The sequence below is a fragment of the Pseudarthrobacter sp. B907 genome, from assembly GCF_040137805.1.
Lineage (GTDB): Bacteria > Actinomycetota > Actinomycetes > Actinomycetales > Micrococcaceae > Arthrobacter.
Map to the genome: position 1 here is coordinate 14010 of NZ_JBEEQE010000019.1, position 25613 is coordinate 39622.

Genomic DNA, 25613 nt, shown 5'->3' on the forward strand with positions numbered 1-25613 from the left:
GGCGAACTGCAACGGGAACGATATGAGGACGATATGAAGTTGATACCTAATGTCGCTGCGCCGGACCCGGGCGCCGGTCCCGGGCCGCGCTGGCGTAAGATGGAGGGACCCGCCGGAACCGGCGCTGACGGCCCGGACCGGCGTCGGCCGGCAATGGCGGGAGACCATTTCCGAACTGGAGGGGACCAGAGGCCCACGGGCCAACACCATGACTGAAGCAGCCAACGGCAAGGCCCGGATCAGCGCGGGCGAGCGCACCGCAGGGGAATTTCCCCACTCCCTCCCAGGCCTGCGGACGGAAGTGGTCCTGTTCGACAACTCCGACCAAATGGTGCAGTCCCTGGGCAGCCACGACGAAGCCCTGCGCTTCATCGAAACCCAGTTCCCCGACGTCGACTTCCATGTCCGCGGCAACGAACTCGCCATCAGCGGCCCGGCCGCCGACGTACCCCGGATCATGCGGCTGCTCAACGAAGTGCGCGGCCTCGTGGCCCGCGGCACCGTCATCACGCCGGCCGTACTGCAGCAACTGGTGTCAATGCTGCGCAGCCAGTCGCTGCAGAACCCCGTGGACGTCCTGACGCTCAACATCCTCTCCAGCCGCGGCAAGACCATCCGGCCCAAGACCCTGAACCAGAAGAACTATGTGGACGCGATCGACGCGAACACGGTGATCTTCGGGATCGGCCCGGCCGGCACGGGCAAGACCTACCTGGCCATGGCCAAGGCGGTCCAGGCGCTGCAGCAGAAGGAAGTCAACCGGATCATCCTGACCCGCCCGGCGGTGGAAGCGGGGGAGCGGCTGGGCTTCCTCCCCGGCACGCTCAGCGACAAGATCGACCCCTACCTCCGTCCGCTCTACGATGCGCTGCACGACATGATGGACCCCGAGTCGATCCCGCGGCTGATGGCCGCCGGCACCATCGAGGTGGCACCGCTGGCCTACATGCGCGGGCGCACGCTCAACGACGCCTTCATCATCCTGGACGAGGCGCAAAACACCACCCCCGAGCAGATGAAGATGTTCCTCACCCGGCTGGGCTTCGGCTCCAAAATGGTGGTCACCGGCGACGTAACCCAGGTGGACCTGCCGTTCGGCACCCGCTCCGGGCTGCGGATCGTCGAAGAGATCCTGCAGGGGATCGAGGACGTCAATTTCTCGGTGCTGGACGCCTCAGACGTCGTCCGGCACCGGCTGGTGGGCGACATCGTGAACGCCTACAGCAACTGGGACGAAATACAAAGGAACCGGGTCAAGCACTCCGTCGCCCGGGAGAACCGGGGAGAACGCGCATGAGCATCGAAGTCAACAACGAATCAGGCGTGAGCGTCGACGAGGCGGAACTGGTGGCCCTGGCCCGGTTTGTCTTCGAACGGCTCTTCATCCACCCGCAGGCGGAGCTGTCCATCCTGCTGGTCGACGAGCCCGCCATGGAGAAGCTGCACATCGAACTGATGGACGAGCCGGGGTCCACGGACGTGCTGTCCGTGCCGATGGACGAACTGACCCCGGGCACACCGGACAAGCCGACCCCGCAGGGCATGCTGGGCGACATCGCGATCTGCCCCCAGGTAGCCGAGGTGCAGGCCAAGAACGCCGGGCACTCGACCCAGGACGAGATGCTGCTGCTCACCACCCACGGCATCCTGCATCTGCTCGGCTTTGACCACGCGGAACCGGAGGAAAAGGAGGAGATGTTCGGCCTGCAGCGCGAACTGCTCTCCGGCTTCACCGGCAAGGACGCCCCGGCAGAGACGATTCAGTGACCCCACTGATCGTGGCCGGCATGGCGCTGGTCTTCCTCAGCTTTGCCGCCCTGCTGACCGCGGCCGAGGCGGCCTTCAACTACCTTCCCCGGCATGACGCCGAACAGGCGATCCTGCACAGCCGCGGCACCGCGCTGAAACGGATCATGGGCCAGCCGGTGGCGCACATGCGCGCGCTCCGGTTCTGGCGCGTCTGGTTCGAGATGGCCTCGGCGGTGGCCGTGACCGTGCTGCTGCACAGCCTGCTGGATAACGTCTGGCTCGCGGGCCTGGCGGCCACGGGCATCATGGCCCTGGTGGGCTTTGTGATCGTCGGTGTGTCCCCGCGCCAGCTCGGCCGGGTGCACTCGGCAGGACTGGTGCGGTTCTCGGCCCCGCTGATCCGCTGGCTTTGCTGGGTGCTCGGCCCCATTCCGGGGTGGCTGGTCACCGTCGGCAGCGCCGTCGCCCCAGGCGCGCCGGCGGACAACGAGGCCTTCTTCAGCGAAGAGGAGTTCCGCGAACTGGTCGAACGCGCGAGCGAATCCGACGTGATCGAGGACAACGAGGCCGAGCTGATCCAGTCCGTGTTCGACTTCGGCGACACGCTGGTCCGCTCCGTGATGGTGCCCCGGACCGACATCCTCTGCATCGACTCGGGCTCCAGCCTGCACCGGGCGATGTCGCTGTTCCTACGCTCCGGGTACTCACGGATCCCGGTCATCGGTGAGAACACGGACCAGATCCTCGGCATCGTGTACCTCAAGGACGTCGCCGCCGTGGTCCACAACTTGGCCCCGGGCGAGGAGCCGCCGCTCGTCGACGAACTGGCCCGCGAAGTCCGCTACGTGCCGGATTCGAAGCCCGTGAGCGAGCTGCTCCGGGAGCTGCAAAAGGAATCGACGCACGTCGCGATCGTGATCGACGAATACGGCGGGACCGCCGGACTGGTCACGCTGGAGGACCTGATCGAGGAGATCGTCGGCGAGATCGTGGACGAATACGACACCGAGGCGGCCGAAGCCGTGGAACTGGGCGATGGCAGCTACCGGGTCAGCGCCAAGATGAGCATCGACGACCTCGGCGAGCTCTTCGACCTCGAGCTCGACGACGACGAGGTGGACACCGTGGGCGGCCTGCTCGCGAAGGCGCTCGGCCGGGTGCCGATCGTCGGGAGCACGGTCGCCGTCGACGGCGTCACGCTCCGGGCCGACCGGCTCGAGGGCCGCCGGAACCGCGTCAGCCACATCATTGCGGCCGCAGTTCCAAAGGAAGAAACTGACCTTGAAGGCCTTCTCGACGAGGCCGAACCAACGCAACAGGGAGTTCCACGTGAGCAAGCAGAATAAGTCCGACGGCGAAGCGCCCTTCGGCGGTTACCGGGCCGGTTTCGCGGTGCTGGTGGGACGGCCCAACGCGGGCAAATCCACCCTCACCAACGCCCTGGTCGGCCAGAAGGTCGCCATAACCTCGGCCAAGCCGCAGACCACCCGCCACACCATCCGCGGCATCGTGCACCGCGAGGACTCCCAGCTGATCCTCGTCGACACCCCCGGACTGCACCGCCCGCGCACCCTGCTCGGCAAGCGCCTGAACGAACTCGTCGCCGATACCCTCGCCGAGGTCGACGCGATCGGCTTCTGCCTGCCCGCCAACGAGAAGATCGGCCCCGGGGACAAGTTCATCGCGGCGCAGCTTGCCGCCCTCGGAAACAAGCCGGTCATCGCGGTCGTGACAAAGGCCGACACGGTGGACCGCCAGGGCCTGACCGAGCAGTTGCTCGCCGTCGCCGCCCTTGGCCGCGAGGTGCTGGGCGGGGACGGCTGGAAGGACATCGTCCCGGTCTCCGCCACGGACGGCTTCCAGGTCGGCACCGTCGCGGATGTGCTGATCAGCCACATGCCGCCGTCGCCGCCGCTCTACCCGGACGGGCACCTGACCGACGAGCCCGAAGCGGTGATGATCGCCGAACTGATCCGCGAAGCCGCACTCGAGGGCGTCCGTGACGAACTTCCGCACTCCCTGGCGGTCGTGGTCGACGAGATCGTTCCGCGCGAGGGCCGCCCCGAGGACCGCCCCTTCCTGGATGTCCGGGTCAACCTGTACGTGGAGCGGCCCTCGCAGAAGGCCATCATCATCGGCAAGGGCGGCGCCAGGCTCCGGGAGGTGGGCACCACGGCGCGCAAGGCCATCGAGGCGCTTCTTGGCGCCCGGATCTACCTGGACCTGCACGTCAAGGTCGCCAAGGACTGGCAGCGCGACCCGAAGCAGCTGGTGAAACTGGGTTTCTGACCCCCAACGACGGCGGTGTGGGCGGCGTTTCGGTACACCCGCCGCACCGCCGGCCCGGACCGCGGAAGGCCGCCGCGGCCCGGCCCCGGCACGCCCATCGGGATTTTCCCAGTTTCGGACACTAAAATGGTCAGACTCCCGCTCGCTAAGGAAGGCACCACCCGTGGTTCGACCCCGTGACAACCGTGCAGACGGAACCGGCTCCCCGGTTCGGTCAAACGCCGCTGCCCGGCACACGGAAGACCCTTCCGTCGGCCTCGCCCGCCATCTGGGTGCTGGCCCGCGGACCCCGGTATGGCTGAAGGCCACCACGCTGGTCATTTCGGTCCTGCTCGTGGGGGTGATTGCCTTCGGCGCGTACTGGTTCATCCGGCTGCAGGGAAACATCACCAAGCAGGCCCTTGGCGCCGGGAACAGCCGGACCGAAGACACCGTGGACGAAGCGAAGGACCGGATGCAGATCCTGATCCTCGGGTCGGACACCCGCGACGGCAAGAACTCGCAGTATGGCAGCGCGGCCGAATCCACCGGCTACGGCCACTCGGACGTGATGATGCTGATGGACATCTCCGCGGACAACAAGCGCGTGAGCGTGATCAGCTTCCCGCGCGATTTGCTGGTCAACATTCCCAAGTGCGTGGACCAGAAAACGAAGCAGGAGTTTCCGGCCCAGAAGAATGTCATGATCAACGCGGCGATGTCTGAGGCCGGCATCGGCTGTGCCGTGGACACGGTCAACAAGATAACCGGCCTGGAGATCGACCACTTTATGATGGCCGACTTCAACTCGGTCAAGGAGCTGTCCAACACGGTGGGCGGCGTGGACGTGTGTGTCAGTGACGCCATCTACGACCCCGACTCCGGGCTCCGCCTGCCCAAGGGCACCTCCAAGGTCCAGGGCGAGCAGGCCCTTTCCTTCGTCCGGACCCGGCATGCCTTCGGGGACGGCAGCGACCTCGGCCGGATCAAGGCTCAGCAGGGTTTCCTGTCCTCCCTGGTCCGCAAGATCAAGGACGACGGCACCCTCTCGAACCCGGGCCGGATGCTTGGCATCGCGGACGCGATCACCAAGAACCTCACTATTGACGAGGGCATGGCCTCCGTCCCGACGCTGCTGACGGTCGGGAACCGGCTCAGGGACATCGACGTCAGCAAGGTGGCCTTTGTCGCCGCCCCCACCGAGCCCGCCGTGTCGGACTCCAACCGCCTGCAGCTGGCCGAACCCGCCGCTTCGCAGCTGTTCGCGGCGATGCGCAAGGACATTGACCTGACCGACCCGGCCGCGAAACCGGATGCCTCGGCCAGCGCCCCGGCCAGTACGGAACCGGCGGCCAGCCAGAGTCCCGCCGCCCCGGCCTACAACAAGGCCCTGCAGCCCGTGACCGTGGCCAACGGCACCGGCGACCCGGCACGGGCCAAGGAGCTGGTCGCCGCGCTGACCGCGGGCGGCTTCACCCAGACGGGCCAGCTCACCGCGAAGGCGGTGGCGACGACGGCGGTGTACTACGGGGCCAACTTCGCCGACGTCGCAGTGGACGTCGCCGCGCTGCTGGGCATCCCGGCCTCCCAGGTGCTCCCGGCGGCCGGCGTCACCGGCGTGCAGGTCTACGTTGGCCGCGACTATGCCGGCGCGACCCAGCAGCCGGACGCCCCGGCGACGCTGCCGCCGGACATCGTCAACCAGACAGCCGGAGACACCGTCTGCCAGCAGGCCAACCCCGCGCTGATCACCCGCTAGGAACAACACAACAAAGGCGGGCGGGGTGATGTCACCCGGCCCGCCTTTGTTGACCCTGCCAGCGGCGGCTGCCCGCTACCAGATGCTCACCCGCTCCTCAGGCGCCAGCCACATACGGTCCTGCTCCGCGGTTTCGAAGGCCGCGTGGAAAGCATCGAGGTTCTTGGCGATGTTGTTCGTGCGGAACTCGTTGGGGGAGTGCGGATCCGTGGCCAGCCGGCGGACCGCCTCCTCGCCGCGGATGACCTGGCGCCAGCATGCGGCCCAGGACGCAAAGAAGCGCTGCGCGCCGGTAAGCCCGTCAAGGACCGGCGGTTCCTGCCCGCCGAGGCTGAGCTGGTACGCCTTGTACGCGATGGTGAGGCCGCCAAGGTCGCCGATGTTCTCACCGAGCGTCAGCTTGCCGTTGACGTGGTGGCCCTCGGCTTCGGCGGGGGAGAGCGCATCGAACTGGGCCACCAGTTTGGAGGTCAGGGCCTCGAACGCGGTCCGGTCCGCCTCGGTCCACCAGTTGCGGAGCAGGCCGCTGCCGTCGTACTGGGAACCTTGGTCATCAAAACCGTGGCCGATCTCGTGGCCGATCACGGCGCCGATCCCGCCGTAGTTGACGGCGTCGTCGGCGTCGGCGGTGAAGAACGGCGGCTGCAGGATCGCGGCCGGGAACACGATCTCGTTCAGCAGCGGGTGGTAGTAGGCGTTGACGGTCTGCGGCGTCATGAGCCACTTCTCCCGGTCCACCGGTTTGCCCACCTCGTCCAGGTGCCGGTCGACGTCGGCGCTGTGGGCCCGCTCCACGTTGCCGAGGAGGTCCGCCTCGTCGATGACCACGGCGGAGTAGTCAATCCACTTGTCCGGGTAGCCGATCTTGGCCCGGAAGGAATCGAGCTTCTTCAGCGCCTCCACCTTGGTCTCTTCGCCCATCCAGGCCAGGTCCGTAATCGACCCGCGGTACGCCTCGATCAGGTTGGCCACCAGCGCGCGCATGTGCTCCTTGTGGCTTTCCGGGAAATGCCGGGCGACGTAGATCTGCCCGACTGCCTCACCCAGGGCGGCCTCGACGACGGCGACGCCGCGCTTCCAGCGGTCCCGGTTGCGCGGCGTGCCGCTCAGCGTGGTGCCGTAGAACGCGAAGTTCGCGTCCACGAAGGCGGCGGACAGGTACGGGGCGGCAGCGCTGATGACCCGCAGTGCCAGCCATTCCTGCCAGACGGCCAGCGACACCGTGCCCAGCAGGGCGGCCGTGCCCGCGAAGAAATCCGGGGTGCTCACCACGAGCTCGGCGCGCTTCTCCGGGGCGATCCCGGCGGCGTCGAACCAGACCGGGAGCAACGGGAACACCTGCGCAGCCTCCTCGGCCGACTTCAGGTTGTAGGTCTTCTGCGGGTTGCGCAGCGTGACCTTGTCCCAGTGGTGCGACGCCAGGGACGTCTCCAGCTCCACCACGCGGGCGGCAGCGCCCTCGGCGTCGGGGATGCCGGCGAGCCCGAACATGGTGCGGGCGTGGTCGCGGTAGGCCTGGACCGTCGGCGCGAACTTCTCGTCGCGGTAATAGGATTCGTCCGGCAGCCCCAGGCCGCCCTGGCCCGTGTAAAGCAGGATCCGGTCCGGGTTGCCCGCGTCCGGCGCCGGATAGATGTAGAACAGCCCGGAGACGTCGGCGCGGAACAGCCGCCCGGCGAGCCGGACCAGCTCGGCCACGGACGGGGCGGCAAAGACCTCGGCCAGCCGGGCACGGATCGGCTCCGCACCCTTGGCCTCCACCGTGTCCTCGTCCATAAAGCTGTTGTAGAGGTCCCCGATCTTGCGTTCGATGCCGGTCGCGTCCGCGCCGCGGCCGGCCGCTTCCAGGATGATCTCCTTGACCGCAAGCTCCGAGCCGTCGCGCAGCGCCGTGAAGGTGCCCTCGAGCGGCCGGTCGTCCGGGATGGGGGTGTTCTTCAGCCAGCTGCCGTTGAAGTGCCGGTAAAGGTCGTCCTGGGGGCGGACGCCGGCGTCGATGGTGGACTGGTCAATCCCGGAAAGCGGCACTGCTGCTCCTTCGAATGGGACGCTGCGCCGGGCCCTGGCACCGGTGCGGCGTCTGCATGGTGGACGTTGCGGAGGTATGGCTCCTTCATCTTACGCACCCGTGTTAGTGTGAAAATGTGCGCGCAGAACTGCTCCTTCTTAGCTGCCGCGGCGAGGCCTCAGACGCGATCTAGCGCAAGGCCAAACCTCGCTGCGGAGTTTGTGTTGCCCGGCCACCCTTTCACCAGGAACCACAGAAAAGGCCCCGATAGTAATGCGAAACGCACAGCAGCCCTCAGGAATGCCGGTCCACCGCTACGTCCCGTTCCAGGACCTGATCACCGTCGAACTGCCGGACCGCACCTGGCCGGACAAGGTCATCACCAAGGCCCCGCGCTGGTGCGCCGTCGACCTGCGTGACGGCAACCAGGCCCTGATCGACCCGATGAGCCCGGCCCGCAAGATGAAGATGTTCGAGCTGCTGGTCCGGATGGGCTACAAGGAAATCGAGGTCGGATTCCCCTCGGCCTCGCAGACCGACTTCGACTTCGTCCGCCAGCTCATCGAGGGCAACCGCATCCCGGACGACGTCACCATCCAGGTCCTGACCCAGGCCCGCGAACACCTTATCGAGCGGACCTACGAATCTCTGGTCGGCGCCAAGCAGGCCATTGTGCACCTCTACAACTCGACGTCGGTCCTGCAGCGCCGGGTCGTGTTCAACCAGGACGAGGACGGCATCCTCGACATCGCCCTGCAGGGTGCCCGGCTCTGCAAGAAATACGAGGAAACCCTCGAGGACACCCACATCACCTACGAGTACTCGCCGGAGTCCTTCACCGGCACCGAACTCGCCTACGCCGTGCGGGTCTGCAACGCGATTGCCGACGTCTTCGAGGCGTCCGCCGACCGCCAGGTGATCATCAACCTGCCGGCCACAGTCGAAATGGCCACCCCCAACGTCTATGCCGACTCCATCGAGTGGATGAGCCGCCACCTGCACCCGCGCGAGGGCATCATCCTCTCCCTGCACCCCCACAACGACCGCGGGACCGGCGTTGCGGCCGCCGAGCTGGGCTACCTGGCCGGGGCCGACCGGATCGAGGGCTGCCTGTTCGGCAACGGGGAGCGGACCGGCAACGTGGACCTGGTCACCCTGGGCCTGAACATGTTCGTCCAGGGCATCGACCCGATGATCGACTTCTCCGACATCGACGACGTCCGCCGCACCGTCGAATACTGCAACCAGCTGCCCGTCGCGGAACGCTCGCCCTACGGCGGGGACCTGGTTTTCACGGCGTTCTCCGGCTCCCACCAGGACGCCATCAAAAAGGGCCTGGAAGCCCTGGAACGGGACGCGGCCGCCGCCGGCAAGGACGTGGCCGACTACGCCTGGCAGGTCCCGTACCTGCCGGTGGACCCCAAGGACCTCGGCCGCAGCTACGAGGCCGTGATCCGGGTCAACTCGCAGTCCGGCAAGGGCGGCGTGGCCTACCTGCTCAAGAACGAGCACAACCTGGACCTGCCGCGCCGGGCGCAGATTGAGTTCTCCGGCGTGATCCAGCGCCGCACTGACCTGGTGGGCGGCGAAGTCAGCGGCGGCCAGCTGTGGCAGCTCTTCCAGGACGAGTACCTGCCCTCCGCCGCCGCCGAGACCCAGTGGGGCCGCTACGCCCTCGGCGCGGTCAGCACCGAATCGGACGAAGACGGCACCATGACCCTGACCGCCGCGCTCAAGGTGGACGGCAAGCCGCTGCGCCGCACCGGGACCGGCAACGGCCCGATCGCGGCGCTGCTGAGCATCCTTCGTGAGGACGGCGTGGACGTCCGCGTGCTGGACTACAGCGAGCACGCCCTCTCCGAAGGCGGCAGCGCCCAGGCCGCGGCCTACGTCGAATGCGCCGTGGGGGAGCGGGTGCTGTGGGGAGTCGGGATCGACGCCAACACCTCCATGGCCTCGCTCAAGGCCGTCATCTCCGCCGTCAACCGGGCCATCCGGGACGCCCGCGCCTAGCAGCCGCAGTCGCCGTGCCGCCGGTTGCTCCGGCGGCGCGGGGCGGCGTCCCGGCAGGGCCGCATTTCCAATGGCAGTGTTTCCCCGAACTCAGTGCGAAGATTAACTGTGGCCCAACCCTCCTCCTTTGCTGCGCGCGCGTACCGCGACGACGCCGTTGTGCTGCGCACCCACAAGCTCGGCGAAGCGGACCGCATCATCACCCTGCTGACCAAGCACCACGGCCAGGTCCGGGCCGTCGCCAAGGGTGTCCGCCGGACCAGCAGCCGCTTCGGCGCCAGGCTGGAACCGTTTATGGTCGCGGACCTGCAGCTGATCTCCGGGCGTACCCTGGACGTGGTCACGCAGGCCGTCGCCAAGGGCGCTTACGGCTCCAGCATCGCCGCCGACTACGGCCGCTACACCGTGGCAGCCGCGATGACCGAGACGGCGGAGAAGCTCACCGACGTCGACGGCGAGGCCGGCACCGCCCAATACAACCTGCTGGTCGGCGCGCTGGCGTCGCTGAGCCGCGGCGACCACGCCCCCGAGCTCATCCTGGATTCCTACCTGCTCCGCGCCCTGTCCACCGGCGGCTGGGCACCCAGCTTCACCGACTGCGCCCGCTGCGGCGCGCCGGGGCCGCACACCGCCTTTTCCGCCGCGCTCGGCGGCATGGTCTGCGGGGAGTGCCGGCCGCCGGGATCCCCCGCGCCTGCCTCGGAGACGGTACTGCTGCTGGGGGCGCTGCTGACCGGCAACTGGACGGCGGCGGACGCCTCCGCGCCTGTCCACCGCCGGGAAGCCGCCGGCCTGGTGGCAAGCTACCTGCAGTGGCATCTGGAACGCGTCCTGAAATCCCTCAAACATGTGGAGCGAACATAACCGTGGCCCTCGGCAAGAGCAATCCAGGAAAGAAGAAGGATCCGGTCCGCCGGCGCACCGCCGAGGTGGTGGCCCCCTACCCGCACCCCTCCGGTGCCCTGCCGCCCGCCATCCCCGCGGAGTTTATTCCAAAGCACGTCGCGATCGTGATGGACGGCAACGGCCGCTGGGCGAACCAGCGCGGCCTGCCCCGGATCGAGGGCCACAAGGCGGGGGAGCCGGCCTTGCTGGACGTGATGGCCGGGGCCATCGAACTGGGCATCGAGCATGTCAGTGTTTACGCGTTTTCCACCGAGAACTGGCGCCGCTCGCCCGAGGAGGTGCGCTTCCTGATGGGATTTAACAAAGACGTGCTGCGTCGTCAGCGGAACCAGCTCGACGAGTGGGGCGTGCGGATCCGCTGGTCCGGGCGGCGGCCCAAGCTCTGGGGCTCGGTGATCCGGGAACTTGAGGAGGCCGAGGTGTACACCCGGGGCAACAGCACCTGCACACTGAACATGTGTGTTAATTACGGTGGACGGGCAGAGATCGCCGACGCCGTCTCCGCGATCGCCGAGGAAGTCGCCGCCGGCCGGCTCAAGCCCGGCGCCATCACCGAACGAACCATCCAGAAGTACCTGGACGAACCCGACCTGCCCGACGTCGACCTGTTCCTGCGCAGCTCCGGCGAGCAGCGCCTCTCCAACTTCATGCTCTGGCAGTCCGCTTACGCCGAGTTCGTCTTCCTCGACACGCTGTGGCCGGACGTGGACCGGCGGACCCTCTGGGACGCCGTCGAAATCTATGCCCAGCGGGACCGCCGCTACGGAGGCGCGGTCGACGCGGCCGCCCCGGTGCGCCCCGCCTGACCCGCCCTAGGTGCCGGCGGCGTCGTCCGTGACGTAGGCCCGGATCCAGCGGGCGAGCCGGGCATAGGCGTCGGCCCGGACCCGCGGCGCCGAGAGGAACACGTCGTGCAGGGCGCCGTCGATCCGTTCCAGGGTCACGGTGCGGCCCAGGCTGAGGGCGCGTAGGGCGATCGTGTTCACGTCCAGGACCGCGTCGGTGCGCCGCATTGACTCCTTCCAGAACATGCCGTTGGCGCTGGCGCCGGAGATCAGCACCAGGATCGGCACGTCGATGTTCAGCCCCCGGGCCACCCGGGACTGGCCGGCGAGCACCGCGCTGAGCCAGCCGGCGCGCACCGGAAAGGCCCGGGGCGGCCGGTAGTTGTCATCCAGGACCCATTCGCCCTCCGCGGCGCTGCTGATGCTGCGCCAGTAGAATGCCCGTTCGGGCAGCCGGATCACGGACTCGGGCCGGAAGCGGGCCAGCGGCTCCACCATGGTCCGGGCGGCGCGGCGCACCGCAGGGCTGCCGTGCATTTCGAGCCAGGGGCTGTCGAGGACCAGTTGGGCCGCACGGCCCGGGTGCCGGCTCGTCCAGAGCGCCGCGATCAGCCCGCCGGTGGAGTGCCCCATCAGGGTCACCGGCGGGGGAGCCGCGCCCTTGGGCGCGAGGGAGCCGATGATGTCGATCGCCGCGGTGATCTCGGCGTCGTAGTCGGCCAGGTCCGCGACGTAGCCGCCGTGGGCGCCCGGCCGGAGGCTCCGGCCGTGGTTGTGCATATCCAGTGCGAAAAACGTGAAGCCCTGGCCGGTCCAGAACTCCGCGAGTTCCTCATTGAAGAAGTAGTCGCTCCAGCCATGCAGGAACAGCACCGCCCGCCGCGGGGCGATGCCGGCCCCGGAGGCCGGGATGTGCCGGATCAGCGTGGCGGTGCGCTCCACCCCGTCCGGTCCCACCGACTGGAAGGGGCACGCCGCGAAGTCCTCGCCCAGGATGTCCCTCTGCCAGTCCATCTGATCCTCCCGGTCTGCCCGTTAGAGGGCGGCGGCCGCGGCGCGGCCCGCCGCTCGGCCGGAGAACAGGCACCCGCCCAGGAAGGTGCCCTCCAGGGCGCGGTAGCCGTGGATGCCGCCGCCGCCAAAGCCGGCCGCCTCGCCGGCGGCGTAGAGCCCGGCCACCGGGCGGCCGGCGCCGTCCAGGACCCGCGAGTGCAGATCCGTCTGGATCCCGCCGAGGCTCTTGCGGGTGAGGACGGAGAGCCGGACCGCCAGCAGCGGCCCGTGCCGGGGATCGAGCATCCGGTGCGGCGGCGCCACCCGCATGACCTTGTCCGTGGTGAAGCGCCGGGCGGCGCGGATCGCCGCGAGCTGCGGGTCCTTGCCCAGCCCGCTCGTGAACTGCCGGTCCCGGGACCTGATCAGCCGGTCCAGTTCCGCGGCATCGATGAGCGGGGCGCCGGTGAGGGTGTTCATCTTCCCGGCCAGCTCCGCGGGGCTGCCGGCCTGCAGGAAGTCCACGCCCCGGTCCAGGAAGCGCTGCAGCGGGCTGTCGCCGGCCGGTTTGAGGCGGGAGGCGAGTAGCCGGAGGTCCTTGCCGGTCAGATCCGGGTTCTGTTCGGAGCCGGAGAGCGCGAACTCTTTCATGGCGATGGTCTTGTTCAGCACGAACCAGGAATGGGTGTGCCCGGTGCCGAGGATGTGCCGGAGCGCGCCGAGCGAGTCGAAGCCCGGGAACAGCGGTGCCGGGAGCATCCGGCCCGTGGCGTCGAGCCAGAGCGCGGAGGGGCCGGGCAGGATCCGAATGCCGTGCTGCGGCCAGACCGGGGAGTGGTTGTGGATGCCTTCCGGGTAGTGCCACATCCGGTCGCCGTTGATCAGCCGGCCACCGGCGCGGTCCACGGCGGCCAGGAAGTCGCCGTCCACCGAGGCCGGCACACCGCTGAGCATCGACACCGGCGCCCCGCCGCCGGGCCATTGCCGCCGGACCGCGCCGTGGTTCCCGCCGATGCCGCCGCTGGTGACGACGACGGCGCCGGCGGCGGCCTCGAAGGCCCCGGTGACCGTGCGGGAAGACTGTTCGCCACGGGCGGCGGGGCTGGGTGCCAGGACCTCGCCGCGGACCCCGCTGAGCCGGCCCGCCGTCGTCGTCAGTTCGGTGGCGCGGTGCCGGAAGTGGAAGGTGACCCGTCCGGCAGCCACACCCTCGCGGAGCTTGGCGAGGAAGGGCGCGACCAGCGCCGGGCCGGTGCCCCAGGCGACGTGGAAGCGCGGCACGGTGTTGCCGTGGCCGTCCGGGCCGTAGCCCCCGCGCTCGGCCCACTGCACCAGCGGGAACAGCCCGACGCCCAGGGAGGCGAGCCAGGCGCGCTTTTCGCCGGCCGCGAAGTCCACGTACGCCTCCGCCCACTGCCGGGCCAGGGCGTCCTCGGGCCGGTCGAAGGCGGCGGAGGCGAGCCAGTCGGCCAGGGCCAGCCCGGCGCTGTCGCGGACGCCCAGCCGCCGCTGCTCCGGGGTGTTGACCAGGAAGAGGCCGCCAAAGGACCAGTGGGCCTGGCCGCCCGCCGAGGCCTCGGGTTCCTGGTCCAGGACCGCTACCCGCCGGCCCGCCCCATAGGCTTCGGCCGCGGCCACCAAGCCGGCGAGCCCGGCGCCGACCACCACCACGTCGGCTTTGATCGGTGCCCCGGGGGAGTGCGCCCGGCCGTGGCTGTGGACTGCATCATCGCTGGTCATGGCTTCATGCTAGCGCCCGGCGGGCCCAGGTTTTGGCTGCTTCCGGTGCGGGTTTGGGCCGGCCCGGGTGCCGGCATTTTGGTTTGCGCGGCCGGAACCGGAAAACTAGGGGGCATGCGCGTATATCCCACCTTCTTCCGGCTCGCCTTCTCCTGGATGGACGCCGAGCGCGCCCACAAGATCGGTTTCCGGGGCATCCGGCTGGCCAACCGCTGCGGCGCCGGCCGGGTGTTGCAGCGGATCACCGCCCCGGCGGCGTCGCTGCGGACCGAGGCTTTCGGCCTGACCTTCCCCTCGCCGTTCGGGCTGGCCGCGGGCTTTGACAAGGAAGGCCACGGCATCGAGGCGCTGACCGACCTGGGCTTCGGCCACGTCGAGGTCGGCACCATCACGGGACAAGCGCAGCCCGGCAACCCGGCCCCGCGGCTTTTCCGCCTCATCGAGGACCGGGCCGTGATCAACCGGATGGGGTTCAACAACGACGGCGCCGCCGCCGTCGCACCCCGGCTGCGCTCCGCCCGCGCCGCGCTGCAGCGCCGCTACCCCGGTGTCCGCCCGGTAATCGGCGTCAACATCGGCAAGAGCAAGGTGGTGGAGCTCGAGGACGCGGTGGCAGACTACCTGGTCAGCGCCCGCAGCCTGGCCCCCGCCGCCGACTACCTGGTGGTCAACGTGAGCTCGCCGAACACCCCGGGGCTGCGCCTGCTGCAGGACGTTGACACCCTTCGGCCGCTGCTGACCGCGGTGGGGGAAGCCGCCGACACCGCCGCGGGCCGCCACGTGCCGCTGCTGGTGAAGATCGCACCGGACCTCAGCGACGAGGACGTCGACGACGTCGCCCGGCTGGCGCTCGATCTTAAGCTGGACGGCATCATCGCCACCAACACCACCATCGGACGTTCCGGGCTGGTCTCCAGCCCGGAACAGATCGAGGCGTGCGGCGCCGGCGGACTCTCCGGCGCGCCGCTGAAACAGCGCTCCCTCGAGGTGCTGTCCCGGCTCAAGGCCGCAACCGGCGGCGCCGTCACCCTCGTCTCGGTGGGCGGCGTCGAGACCGCGCAGGACGTCCAGCAGCGCCTCGACGCCGGCGCCACCCTGGTGCAGGGCTACACCGCGTTCCTCTACGAGGGCCCGTTCTGGGCGGCGCGGCTCAACCGGCTGCTCGCCAAGCACCCGTCCCGGCGGTAGGCCGCGCGGCGGCGCACGCGCCACTCAGCCGGGGCACCTTGCCGCTGCCAACGAAAGAGCCCCCGGCAGTCCAGCTGCCGGGGGCTCGTCGTGTTGGAGGCGTGAATCAGGCGGGGAAGTCGCCGCGCTTGACCTGGGGCTTGGGCAGCCGCAGGCGGCGGAACTGCAGGGAGCGCATGGAACCGTACCAGACGGTGCCGCGCTCAACGTCGACGAACTTCTCCGTGAGGCGCTTCTTGAGCTTGCGGGACAGGATGAAGACGTCGACGAAGACGGCCAGGAACATCACCCAGAAACCGCCGAGGACATAGATCATCTGTTCGCTGCTCGCCGGGACCAGCAGGGAGATGATGACAAAGACGAGGGCGCCGAACATCAGGTACTCGCCGAGACTGAAACGTGCATCGACGTAGTCGCGGGCGAAGCGCTTCTGCGGGCCCTTGTCGCGCAGCGGCAGGAACTTCTCGTCGCCGGTGTCCATGGCCTGGCGCATTTTGAGGCGCTGCTCCGCGACGGCGGTGCGCTCGGCGGCGCGGGAGGCCTTGCGGTCCTCCGGAACCAGCGGCCGCTTGCGGGCGGCCACCTGGGCGCTGCGCTTGGGCGTGGGCGCGCCCTTGCCGATGGCGGCGTCCCGGGCTGCTGCCTCGGCCACCTGCTGGTCAACTACGTCCTGCGCCGCGGGCGCTTCTTTTCTACGTCCAAACACCCCTACAGAATACCCTGCCGAACACCGCGCCAGACCCAGTCCGCGGCCCCGTGGCGCTGTTTGTCGTGATGCCTGACACGGGTAGTGTTTTGGCCATGACTTCAGAACCCGCGGGGATCCCGCAGCCCTCAGCCGGCGGCTCCATCGATGCCGCCGCCCTCCGCCAGGCCGTCACAGAATCCTTCGACGCCACCGTCGAACAGTTGAAGGCGCTCGTGGCGATCCCTGGCATCGCCTGGCCCAGTTTCGACCCCGCCCCGCTGAACGCCAGCGCCGAGGCCGTCGCCGACCTCGTCCGCGCCAGCGGTTTCGAGGACGTCCGGATCCTGCGCTGCGACAAGGAGGACGGCACCCCCGGCGGCCCGGCCGTCGTCGCCCGCCGCCCGGCCGCGGCCGGCAAGCCCACCATCCTGCTCTACGCCCACCATGACGTGCAGCCCACCGGCGACCTGGCGCTCTGGGAGACCGAGCCGTTCACCGCCGTCGAACGCGACGGCCGCCTCTACGGCCGCGGCGCCGCGGATGACAAGGCCGGCATCCTGGCCCACGTCGCCGCCTACTCCGCCGTGACCCGGGTGCTCGGCGACGAGCTCGGCCTCGGCGTGACCTTCTTCTTCGAAGGCGAGGAGGAAGCAGGCTCACCCACCTTCCGGGCCTTCCTGGAAACCCACCAGGAACTGCTGCGATCCGACGTCATTGTCGTCGCCGATTCCTCTAACTGGAAGGTCGGCATCCCGGCGCTCACCACCAGCCTGCGCGGCCTGGTGGACGGCACCATCGAGGTCAAGGTGCTGGACCACGCCGTCCACTCCGGCATGTTCGGTGGACCCGTCCTGGACGCCCCCACGCTGCTGGCGCGGCTGATTGCCACCCTGCACGACGACGAGGGCAGCGTGGCGATCGAGGGCCTCGTCAGCCGCGACGACGTCGCCGTCGACCTCACCGAGGAGGAGTACCGCAACGACGCCTCCGTGCTCGACGGCGTCAAGCTCGCCGGCACCGGTTCGATCGCCTCGCGCATGTGGACCAAGCCGGCGCTGTCCATCATCGGCTTTGATGCCCCCGCGGTGGACGTCGCCTCCAACACCCTGCTGCCGCGCGCCCGCGCCAAATTCAGCCTGCGCCTCGCCCCGGGCCAGGACCCGGCCGAAGCCATGGAGGCCGTTCGGCGGCACGTTGAGGCGAACGCGCCGTTTGGCGCCGAGGTGGTGTTCACCCCGGGGGAGAGCGGCAACGCCTTCCTCACGGACACCAGCTCCACCGCCGCCAGCATGGCGATGTGGGCGCTCGGCGAGGCCTGGGGCGTGCCCGCGGTGGAGACTGGGATCGGCGGCTCGATTCCGTTCATCGCCGACCTGACCGAGCTGTACCCGGACGTGCAGATCCTGGTCACCGGTGTGGAGGATCCCGATTCGCGGGCGCACAGCGCCAACGAGTCGCTGCACCTGGACGACTTCCGCAACGCGATCATTGCCGAGGCGCTCCTGCTGGCCCGGCTGAACGCCGAGGGACTGGCCTGAAGTCCTGCCCTGAGGTCCTGTCCAGGCAGGCCCGCGGGTCCGCGCTTCCGGGGAACATCCGGCCGGCTCTGAGGGTTACGTCAGGAGTTAGAGCTACACGTCTGATCGACGTAGCATGTAGCTATAGCCCATACCGTTTAAGTAGGGGCGGGCACCGCGCAGGCGGAGCCGCCACGACCGTCGTAAGAAGGTAGGCCATGAGCACTACAACCAATGAAAACAGCGCCGACACCACCGTCCAGGCGGACCAGGAACTGGCCAGCCACGAGGTCCAGCTGACCGACGTCGCCGCCGGCAAGGTCCGCAGCCTGCTGGAACAGGAAGGCCGCACCGACCTTCGCCTCCGTGTTGCCGTGCAGCCGGGCGGTTGCTCCGGGCTGATCTACCAGCTCTACTTCGACGAGCGGCTCCTCGAGGGTGACGCCGTCCGCGACTACGACGGCGTCGAGGTCGTCGTCGACAAGATGAGCGTGCCGTACCTGAGCGGCGCCAGCATCGACTTCGAGGACACCATCTCGAAGCAGGGCTTCACGATCGACAACCCGAATGCGGGCGGATCCTGCGCCTGCGGGGACTCCTTCCACTAAGGGCTAAGGCCGGGCATTGAGCCCGGCCTTAGTGCCGTCCGGGGAGCGGTCGGCGGAAGCGCTCAAAACGCCTCCGACGCACGGTGCGGACATGTGGGCGAAAACTCGCGGGGAGCGGTAAGCTCTACACCGAGTAGTAAAACTTTTAGTGTGCCCGGAACGCCATCGGCGGCCGGGCGACAGCAACAAGTAGGAAGGGCCGTCTGTGAGTTCGCAGAACCGAACCGGCAGCCGACGCAAACAGATCACTACGATCACTGGCTTGGCACTAGCCGGCGCGTTGGCTTTGACTGGATGTTCACCAGAGGTACAGAAAGGGTGGCTGCCCACTGAGCGTGGCACCACCAACCACACTGACCGCATCATGGACCTCTGGGTCAACTCATGGATTGCCGCGCTGGTCGTCGGCATCATCACCTGGGGTTTGATGATCTGGTGCATCGTCGCTTACCGGCGTCGCAAGGGCACCGTGGGTTTCCCCCGCCAGAACAGCTTCAACCTCCCGCTTGAGGTCTTCTACCTGACGATCCCGCTCTTTATGGTCCTGGTGTTCTTCTACTTCACCGACCGCGACCAGCAGGCCATCGACAACCGGGACCAGCCGGCCGACGTCGTCGTAGACGTCCGCGGCAAGCAGTGGGCCTGGGACTTCAACTACAAGAAGGGCGACGTCGTCACCGGCGACGTCCACGAGGCCGGCGTCCAGGCGCACCTCACCGGCAACGAGGTGGACAAGGAAAAGCTGCCCACCCTGTACCTGCCGGTCAACAAGTCGGTTGACCTCGAGCTCAACGCCCGCGACGTCATCCACTCCTTCTGGGTTCCCGCCTTCCTGCAGAAGCGCGACATGATCCCGGGCAAGACCAACTACATCCGGTTCACCCCCACCAAAGAGGGAACCTACGACGGCAAGTGCGCCGAACTCTGTGGTGAGTACCACTCCGAAATGCTGTTCCGTGTGAAGGTCGTCTCCGACTCGGAGTTCAAGGCCCACCTGGACAAGCTCCGCCAGGACGGCAACACCGGACTGCTCGGCGAAGAGTACGACCGCAACCCGGCCCCGACCGAGAACAAGTAAGGGGAGCGCGAAGTGGCAACGACCTACTCTCAGCCCTCAGGGATCCTTGAGGCTCCCGTAGTACCGAAATCCAAGGGGCGCATCGTCGTCAACTGGATTACCTCCACCGACCACAAGACCATCGGGTACATGTACCTGATCGCGTCCTTCGTGTTTTTCTGCTTCGGCGGCGTGATGGCGCTGCTGATCCGCGCCGAACTGTTCGAGCCCGGCATGCAGATCCTGCAGACCAAAGAGCAGTACAACCAGCTCTTCACCATGCACGGCACCGTGATGCTCCTGATGTTCGCGACGCCGCTGTTCGCCGGCTTCGCCAACGTCATCATGCCGCTGCAGATCGGCGCCCCCGACGTCGCCTTCCCGCGGCTTAACGCGCTGGCCTTCTGGTTCTTCCTGTTCGGCTCCACCATCGCCGTCTCCGGCTTCATCACCCCGCAGGGTGCCGCGTCGTTCGGCTGGTTCGCGTACGCGCCGCTGTCCAACACGACCTTCAGCCCCGGTGTGGGCGGTGACCTCTGGGTCTTCGGCCTGGCGCTCTCCGGCTTCGGCACCATCCTCGGTGCGGTCAACTTCATCACCACCATCATCTGCATGCGCGCCCCCGGCATGACGATGTGGCGCATGCCGATCTTCACCTGGAACACCCTGGTCACCGCCATCCTGGTGCTCATGGCCTTCCCGCCGCTGGCCGCCGCGCTCTTCGCCCTCGGCGCGGACCGCCGCTTCGGCGCCCACATCTTCGACCCGGAAAACGGCGGTGCCGTCCTCTGGCAGCACCTGTTCTGGTTCTTCGGTCACCCCGAGGTGTACATCATCGCGTTGCCGTTCTTCGGCATCGTCTCCGAGATCTTCCCGGTCTTCAGCCGCAAACCGATCTTCGGCTACAAGGGCCTCGTCTACGCCACGATCTCCATTGCGGCGTTGTCCGTGACCGTGTGGGCCCACCACATGTACGTCACCGGCTCGGTCCTGCTGCCGTTCTTCTCCTTCATGACGATGCTGATCGCGGTTCCCACCGGCGTGAAGTTCTTCAACTGGATCGGCACCATGTGGCGGGGTTCCATCACCTTCGAAACCCCGATGCTCTGGAGCATCGGTTTCCTGGCAACCTTCCTCTTCGGCGGCCTGACCGGCATCATCCTGGCCTCCCCGCCGCTGGACTTCCACGTTTCCGACTCCTACTTCGTGGTGGCGCACTTCCACTACGTGGTCTTCGGCACCGTGGTGTTCGCAATGTTCGCCGGCTTCTACTTCTGGTGGCCGAAGTGGACCGGCAAGATGCTCAACGAGCGCCTCGGCAAGATCCACTTCTGGATGCTTTTCCTGGGCTTCCATGGCACCTTCCTCATCCAGCACTGGCTCGGCGTCGAGGGCATGCCCCGCCGCTACGCGGACTACATGCCGCAGGACAACTTCACCTGGATGAACCAGTTCTCGACCTACGCCTCCTTCCTGCTGGGCGCCTCGCTGATCCCGTTCTTCTGGAACGTCTACATCACCTGGCGCAGCAACGAACGGGTTACGGTCGATGACCCCTGGGGCTTCGGCGCGTCGCTCGAATGGGCGACGTCCTGCCCGCCGCCGCGGCACAACTTCACCTCGCTGCCGCGGATCCGCTCGGAGCGTCCTGCCCTGGACCTGCACCACCCGGAACTCTCCCAGTCATACACCGTCGACGCTCCTGCCCCGGCAGCGGCAGCGCTCGGTAACGCCGACCAGAAGGATCAAGCCCTGTGAAAATCGAATCAAGGATTTTTGGATTCGGCGTCTTCTTCTTCATCCCGGTCTCGGTAATCTACGGCTTCCTGACCGGCTGGACGGAATGGGTCGGCATCCTCGGCGTCCTGCTGCTGGGCGGTCTTGCCGGCATGATCGGCGCCTACCTGGGCTTCACCGGCAAGCGTGTCGGCATGCGCCCGGAGGACCGCAGCGACGCTGAGATCCACGAAGGCGCCGGCGAGCAGGGCCACTTCAGCCCCTGGAGCTGGTGGCCGCTGGTCCTCGGCCTGTCTTGCGCCGGCGGGTTCCTCGGCCTGGCCGTGGGCTTCTGGATCACGTTCATCGCCGGCGGCCTCGCCGTCGTCGCACTGATCGGCTGGGTTTACGAATACAGCCGCGGTGACCACGCGCACTAGCGGCTACCGCTGATACAAACGACGTCGGGCCCCACCTTGTGGTGGGGCCCGACGTCGTTTGCGTTGGGTTAGGGCCTGAAGCCGCCGGTCAGCGTGCCTGGGACTCCAGCAGGATGCAGAGCTCGGCTAGGATTCGTTCGGCGTCGTCGACGCTGGACCCGGCCGGGACGGCCTCGGCCCGGACCGCCAGCTCTACCTCGCAGCCGCAGGGGAAATCCTCCGTCATGACCTCGAGGAGCGAGCGGGCGTCGACGCCGGGCCGTCCGTCCCGGCTGATCGTGACCGGCAGGCCGCTCTGCGTCACGGCGCGGACAAAGACCGCCGCCGGGCGGGCGTGCAATCCGATCGAGGCCTGGACGACCGCCTTGCGTACTGGCAACGGAAACTCCTTCAACTGGGGAACATGTCCAGCGTAGCCGGGGGAGAGGGCCCCTGCGAACCGGGTCCTGCAGTGGTCTAGACCTGCCCGGAAAGTACCCTAGGCTTAAGGTATGAACGTTTTCAGCAGGGTCCGCCGTGGGCTCTAACGCGGCCCGGATGGCCGGCGAGATCGACCGGCACAGCGGCGTCCCCATCTACGTCCAGCTCCGCGAGATCCTCCGCGCGCACATTGCCAGCTCCTGCCCACCGGGCTCCGCCCTTCCCTCCGAACGGGACCTCTCCGAGCGGTTCGGCCTCGCCCGGATGACGGTGCGCCAGGCGATCGATGCCCTGGTGGGTGAGGAAGTGATCGAACGCGTCGTCGGCCTCGGCACGTTTGTGCGTAAACCGAAACTGGACCTGCAGGTCAAACTCACCTCCTACAGCGAGGAGATGCAGCGCCGCGGCATGGTCCCGGCCGCCAAGGTGCTCAGCTTCGAACAGATCAACGCCAGCGCCTTCCTGGCCCGCGAGCTGCAGCTCGAGGAGGGGACGCCGCTGGTGCGCTTCCGGCGCCTCCTGCTGGCGGACAACGAGCCGATGAGCGTCGACGAGAACTTCATCCCCGCGCACCGTGTGCCGGGGCTGCTCGACGGGGAGCCGCCGACGTCGCTCTACAACGTGCTGAGCGAACGCTACGGGCTGGTGATGGAGTGGGGCGAGGACATGATTGAGGCGACGGCGGCGTCACCGTCGACGGCCCGGCTGCTCAACGTCGAGGTGGGCTCGCCGTTGCTGAAGATCCAGCGGCACGCCTTCGTCGCCAGGGCCATGGTTGACTACTCCGTCTCCTACTACCGGGCCGACCGGTACAAGCTCTGGGTGCCCCTGCAGCGGCCCGGTGTGCGCCCCACCCGCAACTACGCCACCGGCTACCGCGCCTGACCAGCAACGCGGGGTCACTCCGCGCCCATGTTGACCCTCGGGATGGGCGCGGAGTGACCCCGCGTTGCTGTCTGCCGGTGCCCGGGGGGACGCAGAAAGGCCCGGTCCGATTGGACCGGGCCTTTCTGTTGCCTAGTGCCGGAGGCTAGTGGCTGAGGCTCTTCTGCTCCGCAGCCGGGGCAACAGCCTCGTGCTCACCGTGGTGGCCGTGGGCCGCCGCGAGCTCGGCCGGGGTTGCCGGGGCAACCCGGTCCTCGAAGAACCAATTGGAGAGCAGCGCGCGGCGCTTTTCCTTGCGGTCCACGATGCCGTGGCTGTTGGGCTCGGCCGGGAGCGGCGACGGGGATTCGAAGCCGACCAGCTTGTAGCGCTTGTATTCATCCAGCGGCGCGTGGACCTCGATGAACTCGCCGTGCGGCAGGCGCACGATGCGGCCGGTTTCGCGGCCGTGGAGGGCGATTTCGCGGTCCTTGCGCTGCAGTGCCAGGGCGACGCGCTTCGTGACGATGAACGCGATGACCGGGCCGATGAAGAACAGTGCGCGCAGCCAGTAGGTGACGTCGTTCAGGGCCACGTGGAAGTGCGTGGCGATGAGGTCGGAACCTGCTGCTGCCCACATCACGCAGTACCAGACGAAGCCGGCCATGCCGATCGCCGTACGGGTCGGCGCGTTGCGGGGACGGTCCAGCACGTGGTGCTCGCGGTCGTCCTTGGTGATCCAGCGTTCGATCCACGGGTAGGTGAACATTACGGTGAACAGGATGCCCGCCGGGACCAGGGCCGGCAGCAGCACGTTGAAGGTGAAGACGTGGCCGAACCAGACCTGCTCGACGTGCCAGTTACCGAAGGTGCCCGGCATCAGGCGCAGGGCGCCGTCAACAAAGCCGATGTACCAGTCAGGCTGGGTACCGGCGGAGACGGGGGAGGGGTCGTACGGACCGTAGTTCCAGATCGGGTTGATCGTGAAGAAACCGGCCATCAGGGCGATGACACCGAAGACGATGAAGAAGAAGCCGCCGGCCTTCGCCGCGTAGACCGGGCCGAGGGGGTAGCCGACGACGTTGCCGTCGTTGCGTCCCGGGCCGGGGTACTGGGTGTGCTTGTGCACGACGACCATAAAGAGGTGTACGGCGATCATCAGGAGGATCAGCGCGGGAACCAGCAGGATGTGGAGCATGTACAGGCGGCCGATGATGGCGGTGCCGGGGAATTCTCCGCCGAAGAGGAAGAACGAGATGTACGTGCCGATCACCGGGATGGACTTGATCACGCCGTCGATGATGCGCAGGCCGTTGCCGGAGAGCAGGTCATCGGGGAGGGAGTAGCCGGTGAAGCCGGCGGCCATGGCCAGGATGAGCAGGACGCTGCCCACCACCCAGTTCATTTCGCGGGGCTTGCGGAAGGCGCCGGTGAAGAAAACGCGCAGCATGTGCACGGACACCGAGGCCACGAACAGCAGGGCCGACCAGTGGTGGACCTGGCGCATGAACAGTCCGCCGCGGACATCGAAGGAGATGTTCAGCGAGGAGTTGTAAGCAACCGACATCTCGACGTTCTTCAGCGGCAGGTAAGAACCCTGGTAGTGGGTTTCCGCCATCGACGGGTCGAAGAAGAAGGTCAGGAACGTGCCGGAGAGCAGCAGGATCACGAAGGAGTACAGCGCGACTTCGCCGAACATAAAGGACCAGTGGTCCGGGAAGACCTTGCGGCCGAATTCCCGGAGCATTCCGGAACCGCCCACGCGCTGGTCAACAAAATCGGTAATGCGGCCGCCCTTGGTCTTGGCGACAAAGGTGGGGGTGTCAGCTGTTGATGTTGCGCTCATGCTCATCACGCTCCCAGTAGCTAGGTCCGACAGGTTCTTTGAAGTCGCTCGTGGCGTAGAGGTAACCCTCGTCGTCGACGGCGATGGGCAGCTGCGGGAGCGGCCGGCTGGCCGGGCCAAAGATAACCTTGCATTCCTGGGTCAGGTCGAAGGTGGACTGGTGGCACGGGCAGAGCAGGTGGTGGGTCTGCTGCTCGTACAGGGCAACAGGGCAACCAACGTGGGTGCAGATCTTGGAGTACGCAACGATGCCGTTGTAGCTCCAGTCCTCGCGGCCCGGGGAGGGCTTGAGGGATTCCGGGTTGAGGCGCATCAGCAGGACGACGGACTTCGCCTTTTCGTTCAGCTTGCCCTCGTGGAGCTCGTTGAGGCCTTCCGGGATGACGTGGAACGCCGAGCCGATGGTGACGTCCGAGGCCTTGATGGGGGTGCCATCCGGGTCGCGGGTAAGGCGCTTGGTCTTGCCGTCCACCGGGGCCCACATGGTGTGCGCCAGTTTGTTGTCCGGACGCGGACCCAGGTCACCGAAGACGGCCAGGGCCGGCAGCGGAGCCAGCGCGACGGCGCCCAGCAGGGTGTTGCGGATCAGCGGGCGGCGCTTGATGCCGGTCTCCTCGACGATGTCGTCGACGATCCGGACGGCGGCCAGACGGTCCTCCTCGGTGCGGATGGCGTGGCGCTCTTCCGACACTTCGTGGTCCGGCATAAGGGCCTTGGCCCAGTGCACGATGCCGGTGCCGATACCGAGCATGGCAAAGGCGGTGCCGATGCCCAGCAAGGTGTTCTGCAGCCGGATGGTGGCGATCGAGGAGTCAGCTCCAAGATCGATGGCGAAGTACGCCACCAGGAATATCAGGGTGCCAACGACCGAGGCGCCGAACAGGATGGCCACCTGCCGTTCCGCTCGCTTGGCGGCCCTCGGGTCCGTGTCAGCCAGGCGCAAACGATGCGGGGGAATTCCAGGATCCTGGAACTTCTCCACCTCATTCTGACCAGCCGTAGCTACGGTGCCCGAGTGGCTCGGACTGCCGTCACTATGGTTGCCCAT

The 25613-nt window shown here is 67.8% G+C and carries 22 protein-coding genes; 15 read left to right on the forward strand and 7 right to left on the reverse strand.

The features are described 5' to 3' along the window. The first annotated feature begins 208 nt into the window (after positions 1 to 208). The 5 genes from ABLI39_RS14885 to ABLI39_RS14905 all read left to right on the forward strand — a co-directional run bounded on the left by ABLI39_RS14885 (position 209) and on the right by ABLI39_RS14905 (position 5776). A complete protein-coding gene (locus ABLI39_RS14885; RefSeq protein WP_349414236.1) occupies positions 209 to 1297 on the forward strand; it encodes a PhoH family protein in 1089 nt (362 codons plus the stop codon). Then, entirely contained in the window at positions 1294 to 1767 is a 474-nt protein-coding gene (gene ybeY, locus ABLI39_RS14890) for an rRNA maturation RNase YbeY (RefSeq protein WP_138769270.1), read from the forward strand. The genes ABLI39_RS14885 and ybeY overlap by 4 nt, the downstream gene beginning before the upstream one ends. Continuing rightward, positions 1764 to 3095, forward strand: a complete 1332-nt coding sequence (locus ABLI39_RS14895; protein WP_349414237.1) for a hemolysin family protein — start codon at positions 1764 to 1766, stop codon at positions 3093 to 3095. Before ybeY ends, ABLI39_RS14895 begins: the two co-directional genes overlap by 4 nt. Next, positions 3079 to 4038 (forward strand): GTPase Era, encoded by a 960-nt coding sequence (era, locus tag ABLI39_RS14900; RefSeq protein ID WP_349414238.1) that lies wholly within the window; start codon positions 3079 to 3081, stop codon positions 4036 to 4038. Before ABLI39_RS14895 ends, era begins: the two co-directional genes overlap by 17 nt. A 163-nt stretch (positions 4039 to 4201) precedes the next feature. Then, positions 4202 to 5776 carry an LCP family protein gene (locus tag ABLI39_RS14905; RefSeq protein ID WP_349414239.1) on the forward strand — a complete coding sequence of 525 codons (1575 nt, stop codon included), beginning with the start codon at positions 4202 to 4204 and terminating at the stop codon, positions 5774 to 5776. Positions 5777 to 5851: 75 nt separating this feature from the next. Here the strand turns inward: ABLI39_RS14905 and ABLI39_RS14910 are convergent, their stop codons facing one another. Beyond that, positions 5852 to 7804, reverse strand: a complete 1953-nt coding sequence (locus ABLI39_RS14910) for a M13 family metallopeptidase (RefSeq protein ID WP_349414240.1) — start codon at positions 7802 to 7804, stop codon at positions 5852 to 5854. A 253-nt stretch (positions 7805 to 8057) separates the two neighbouring features. Between ABLI39_RS14910 and leuA the strand changes: the two genes are divergently transcribed. The 3 genes from leuA to ABLI39_RS14925 all read left to right on the forward strand — a co-directional run bounded on the left by leuA (position 8058) and on the right by ABLI39_RS14925 (position 11509). Further along, positions 8058 to 9797, forward strand: coding sequence for a 2-isopropylmalate synthase (leuA, locus tag ABLI39_RS14915; RefSeq protein WP_349414241.1), 1740 nt, complete (start codon positions 8058 to 8060; stop codon positions 9795 to 9797). Positions 9798 to 9905: 108 nt separating this feature from the next. After that, a complete protein-coding gene (recO, locus tag ABLI39_RS14920) occupies positions 9906 to 10661 on the forward strand; it encodes a DNA repair protein RecO (RefSeq protein WP_349414242.1) in 756 nt (251 codons plus the stop codon). Between the two features lie 2 nt (positions 10662 to 10663). Then, a complete protein-coding gene (locus ABLI39_RS14925; RefSeq protein WP_349414243.1) occupies positions 10664 to 11509 on the forward strand; it encodes an isoprenyl transferase in 846 nt (281 codons plus the stop codon). Between the two features lie 6 nt (positions 11510 to 11515). On the opposite strand, the gene ABLI39_RS14930 is transcribed toward ABLI39_RS14925, so the two are convergent. Continuing rightward, positions 11516 to 12502 carry an alpha/beta hydrolase gene (locus ABLI39_RS14930; protein WP_349414244.1) on the reverse strand — a complete coding sequence of 329 codons (987 nt, stop codon included), beginning with the start codon at positions 12500 to 12502 and terminating at the stop codon, positions 11516 to 11518. Positions 12503 to 12523: 21 nt separating this feature from the next. Next, on the reverse strand, positions 12524 to 14221 hold the full coding sequence (locus ABLI39_RS14935; protein ID WP_349414245.1) for an FAD-binding dehydrogenase: 1698 nt from the start codon (positions 14219 to 14221) through the stop codon (positions 12524 to 12526). Positions 14222 to 14335: 114 nt separating this feature from the next. On the opposite strand from ABLI39_RS14935, the gene ABLI39_RS14940 reads away from it, so the two are divergent. After that, positions 14336 to 15409 (forward strand): quinone-dependent dihydroorotate dehydrogenase, encoded by a 1074-nt coding sequence (locus tag ABLI39_RS14940; protein ID WP_349414246.1) that lies wholly within the window; start codon positions 14336 to 14338, stop codon positions 15407 to 15409. A 106-nt stretch (positions 15410 to 15515) separates the two neighbouring features. Here ABLI39_RS14940 and ABLI39_RS14945 read toward each other — a convergent pair whose 3' ends face one another. Further along, entirely contained in the window at positions 15516 to 16115 is a 600-nt protein-coding gene (locus tag ABLI39_RS14945; protein ID WP_349414247.1) for a DUF3043 domain-containing protein, read from the reverse strand. A 95-nt stretch (positions 16116 to 16210) separates the two neighbouring features. Between ABLI39_RS14945 and ABLI39_RS14950 the strand changes: the two genes are divergently transcribed. The 5 genes from ABLI39_RS14950 (at position 16211) to ABLI39_RS14970 (ending at position 21435) form a co-directional block, all read left to right on the forward strand. Continuing rightward, a complete protein-coding gene (locus tag ABLI39_RS14950; RefSeq protein ID WP_349414248.1) occupies positions 16211 to 17635 on the forward strand; it encodes a dipeptidase in 1425 nt (474 codons plus the stop codon). A gap of 197 nt (positions 17636 to 17832) precedes the next feature. After that, positions 17833 to 18222 carry a HesB/IscA family protein gene (locus ABLI39_RS14955; protein ID WP_138769282.1) on the forward strand — a complete coding sequence of 130 codons (390 nt, stop codon included), beginning with the start codon at positions 17833 to 17835 and terminating at the stop codon, positions 18220 to 18222. A 205-nt stretch (positions 18223 to 18427) separates the two neighbouring features. Further along, positions 18428 to 19300, forward strand: a complete 873-nt coding sequence (gene ctaC, locus ABLI39_RS14960) for an aa3-type cytochrome oxidase subunit II (protein ID WP_349414249.1) — start codon at positions 18428 to 18430, stop codon at positions 19298 to 19300. 12 nt (positions 19301 to 19312) lie between these two features. Further along, complete coding sequence (ctaD, locus tag ABLI39_RS14965; RefSeq protein WP_349414250.1) at positions 19313 to 21037, forward strand: aa3-type cytochrome oxidase subunit I; 1725 nt, start codon at positions 19313 to 19315, stop codon at positions 21035 to 21037. Next, positions 21034 to 21435, forward strand: a complete 402-nt coding sequence (locus ABLI39_RS14970; protein ID WP_349414251.1) for a cytochrome c oxidase subunit 4 — start codon at positions 21034 to 21036, stop codon at positions 21433 to 21435. Before ctaD ends, ABLI39_RS14970 begins: the two co-directional genes overlap by 4 nt. Positions 21436 to 21523: 88 nt before the next feature. Here the strand turns inward: ABLI39_RS14970 and ABLI39_RS14975 are convergent, their stop codons facing one another. Further along, positions 21524 to 21814: an HPr family phosphocarrier protein gene (locus tag ABLI39_RS14975; RefSeq protein ID WP_349414252.1), complete on the reverse strand. Its 291-nt coding sequence runs from the start codon at positions 21812 to 21814 to the stop codon at positions 21524 to 21526. Positions 21815 to 21972: 158 nt separating this feature from the next. Between ABLI39_RS14975 and ABLI39_RS14980 the strand changes: the two genes are divergently transcribed. Beyond that, positions 21973 to 22740, forward strand: coding sequence for a GntR family transcriptional regulator (locus ABLI39_RS14980; protein WP_349414299.1), 768 nt, complete (start codon positions 21973 to 21975; stop codon positions 22738 to 22740). Between the two features lie 145 nt (positions 22741 to 22885). Here ABLI39_RS14980 and qcrB read toward each other — a convergent pair whose 3' ends face one another. After that, entirely contained in the window at positions 22886 to 24565 is a 1680-nt protein-coding gene (gene qcrB / locus ABLI39_RS14985) for a cytochrome bc1 complex cytochrome b subunit (RefSeq protein ID WP_349414253.1), read from the reverse strand. After that, positions 24543 to 25613: a cytochrome bc1 complex Rieske iron-sulfur subunit gene (qcrA, locus tag ABLI39_RS14990; RefSeq protein ID WP_349414254.1), complete on the reverse strand. Its 1071-nt coding sequence runs from the start codon at positions 25611 to 25613 to the stop codon at positions 24543 to 24545. The genes qcrB and qcrA overlap by 23 nt, the downstream gene beginning before the upstream one ends.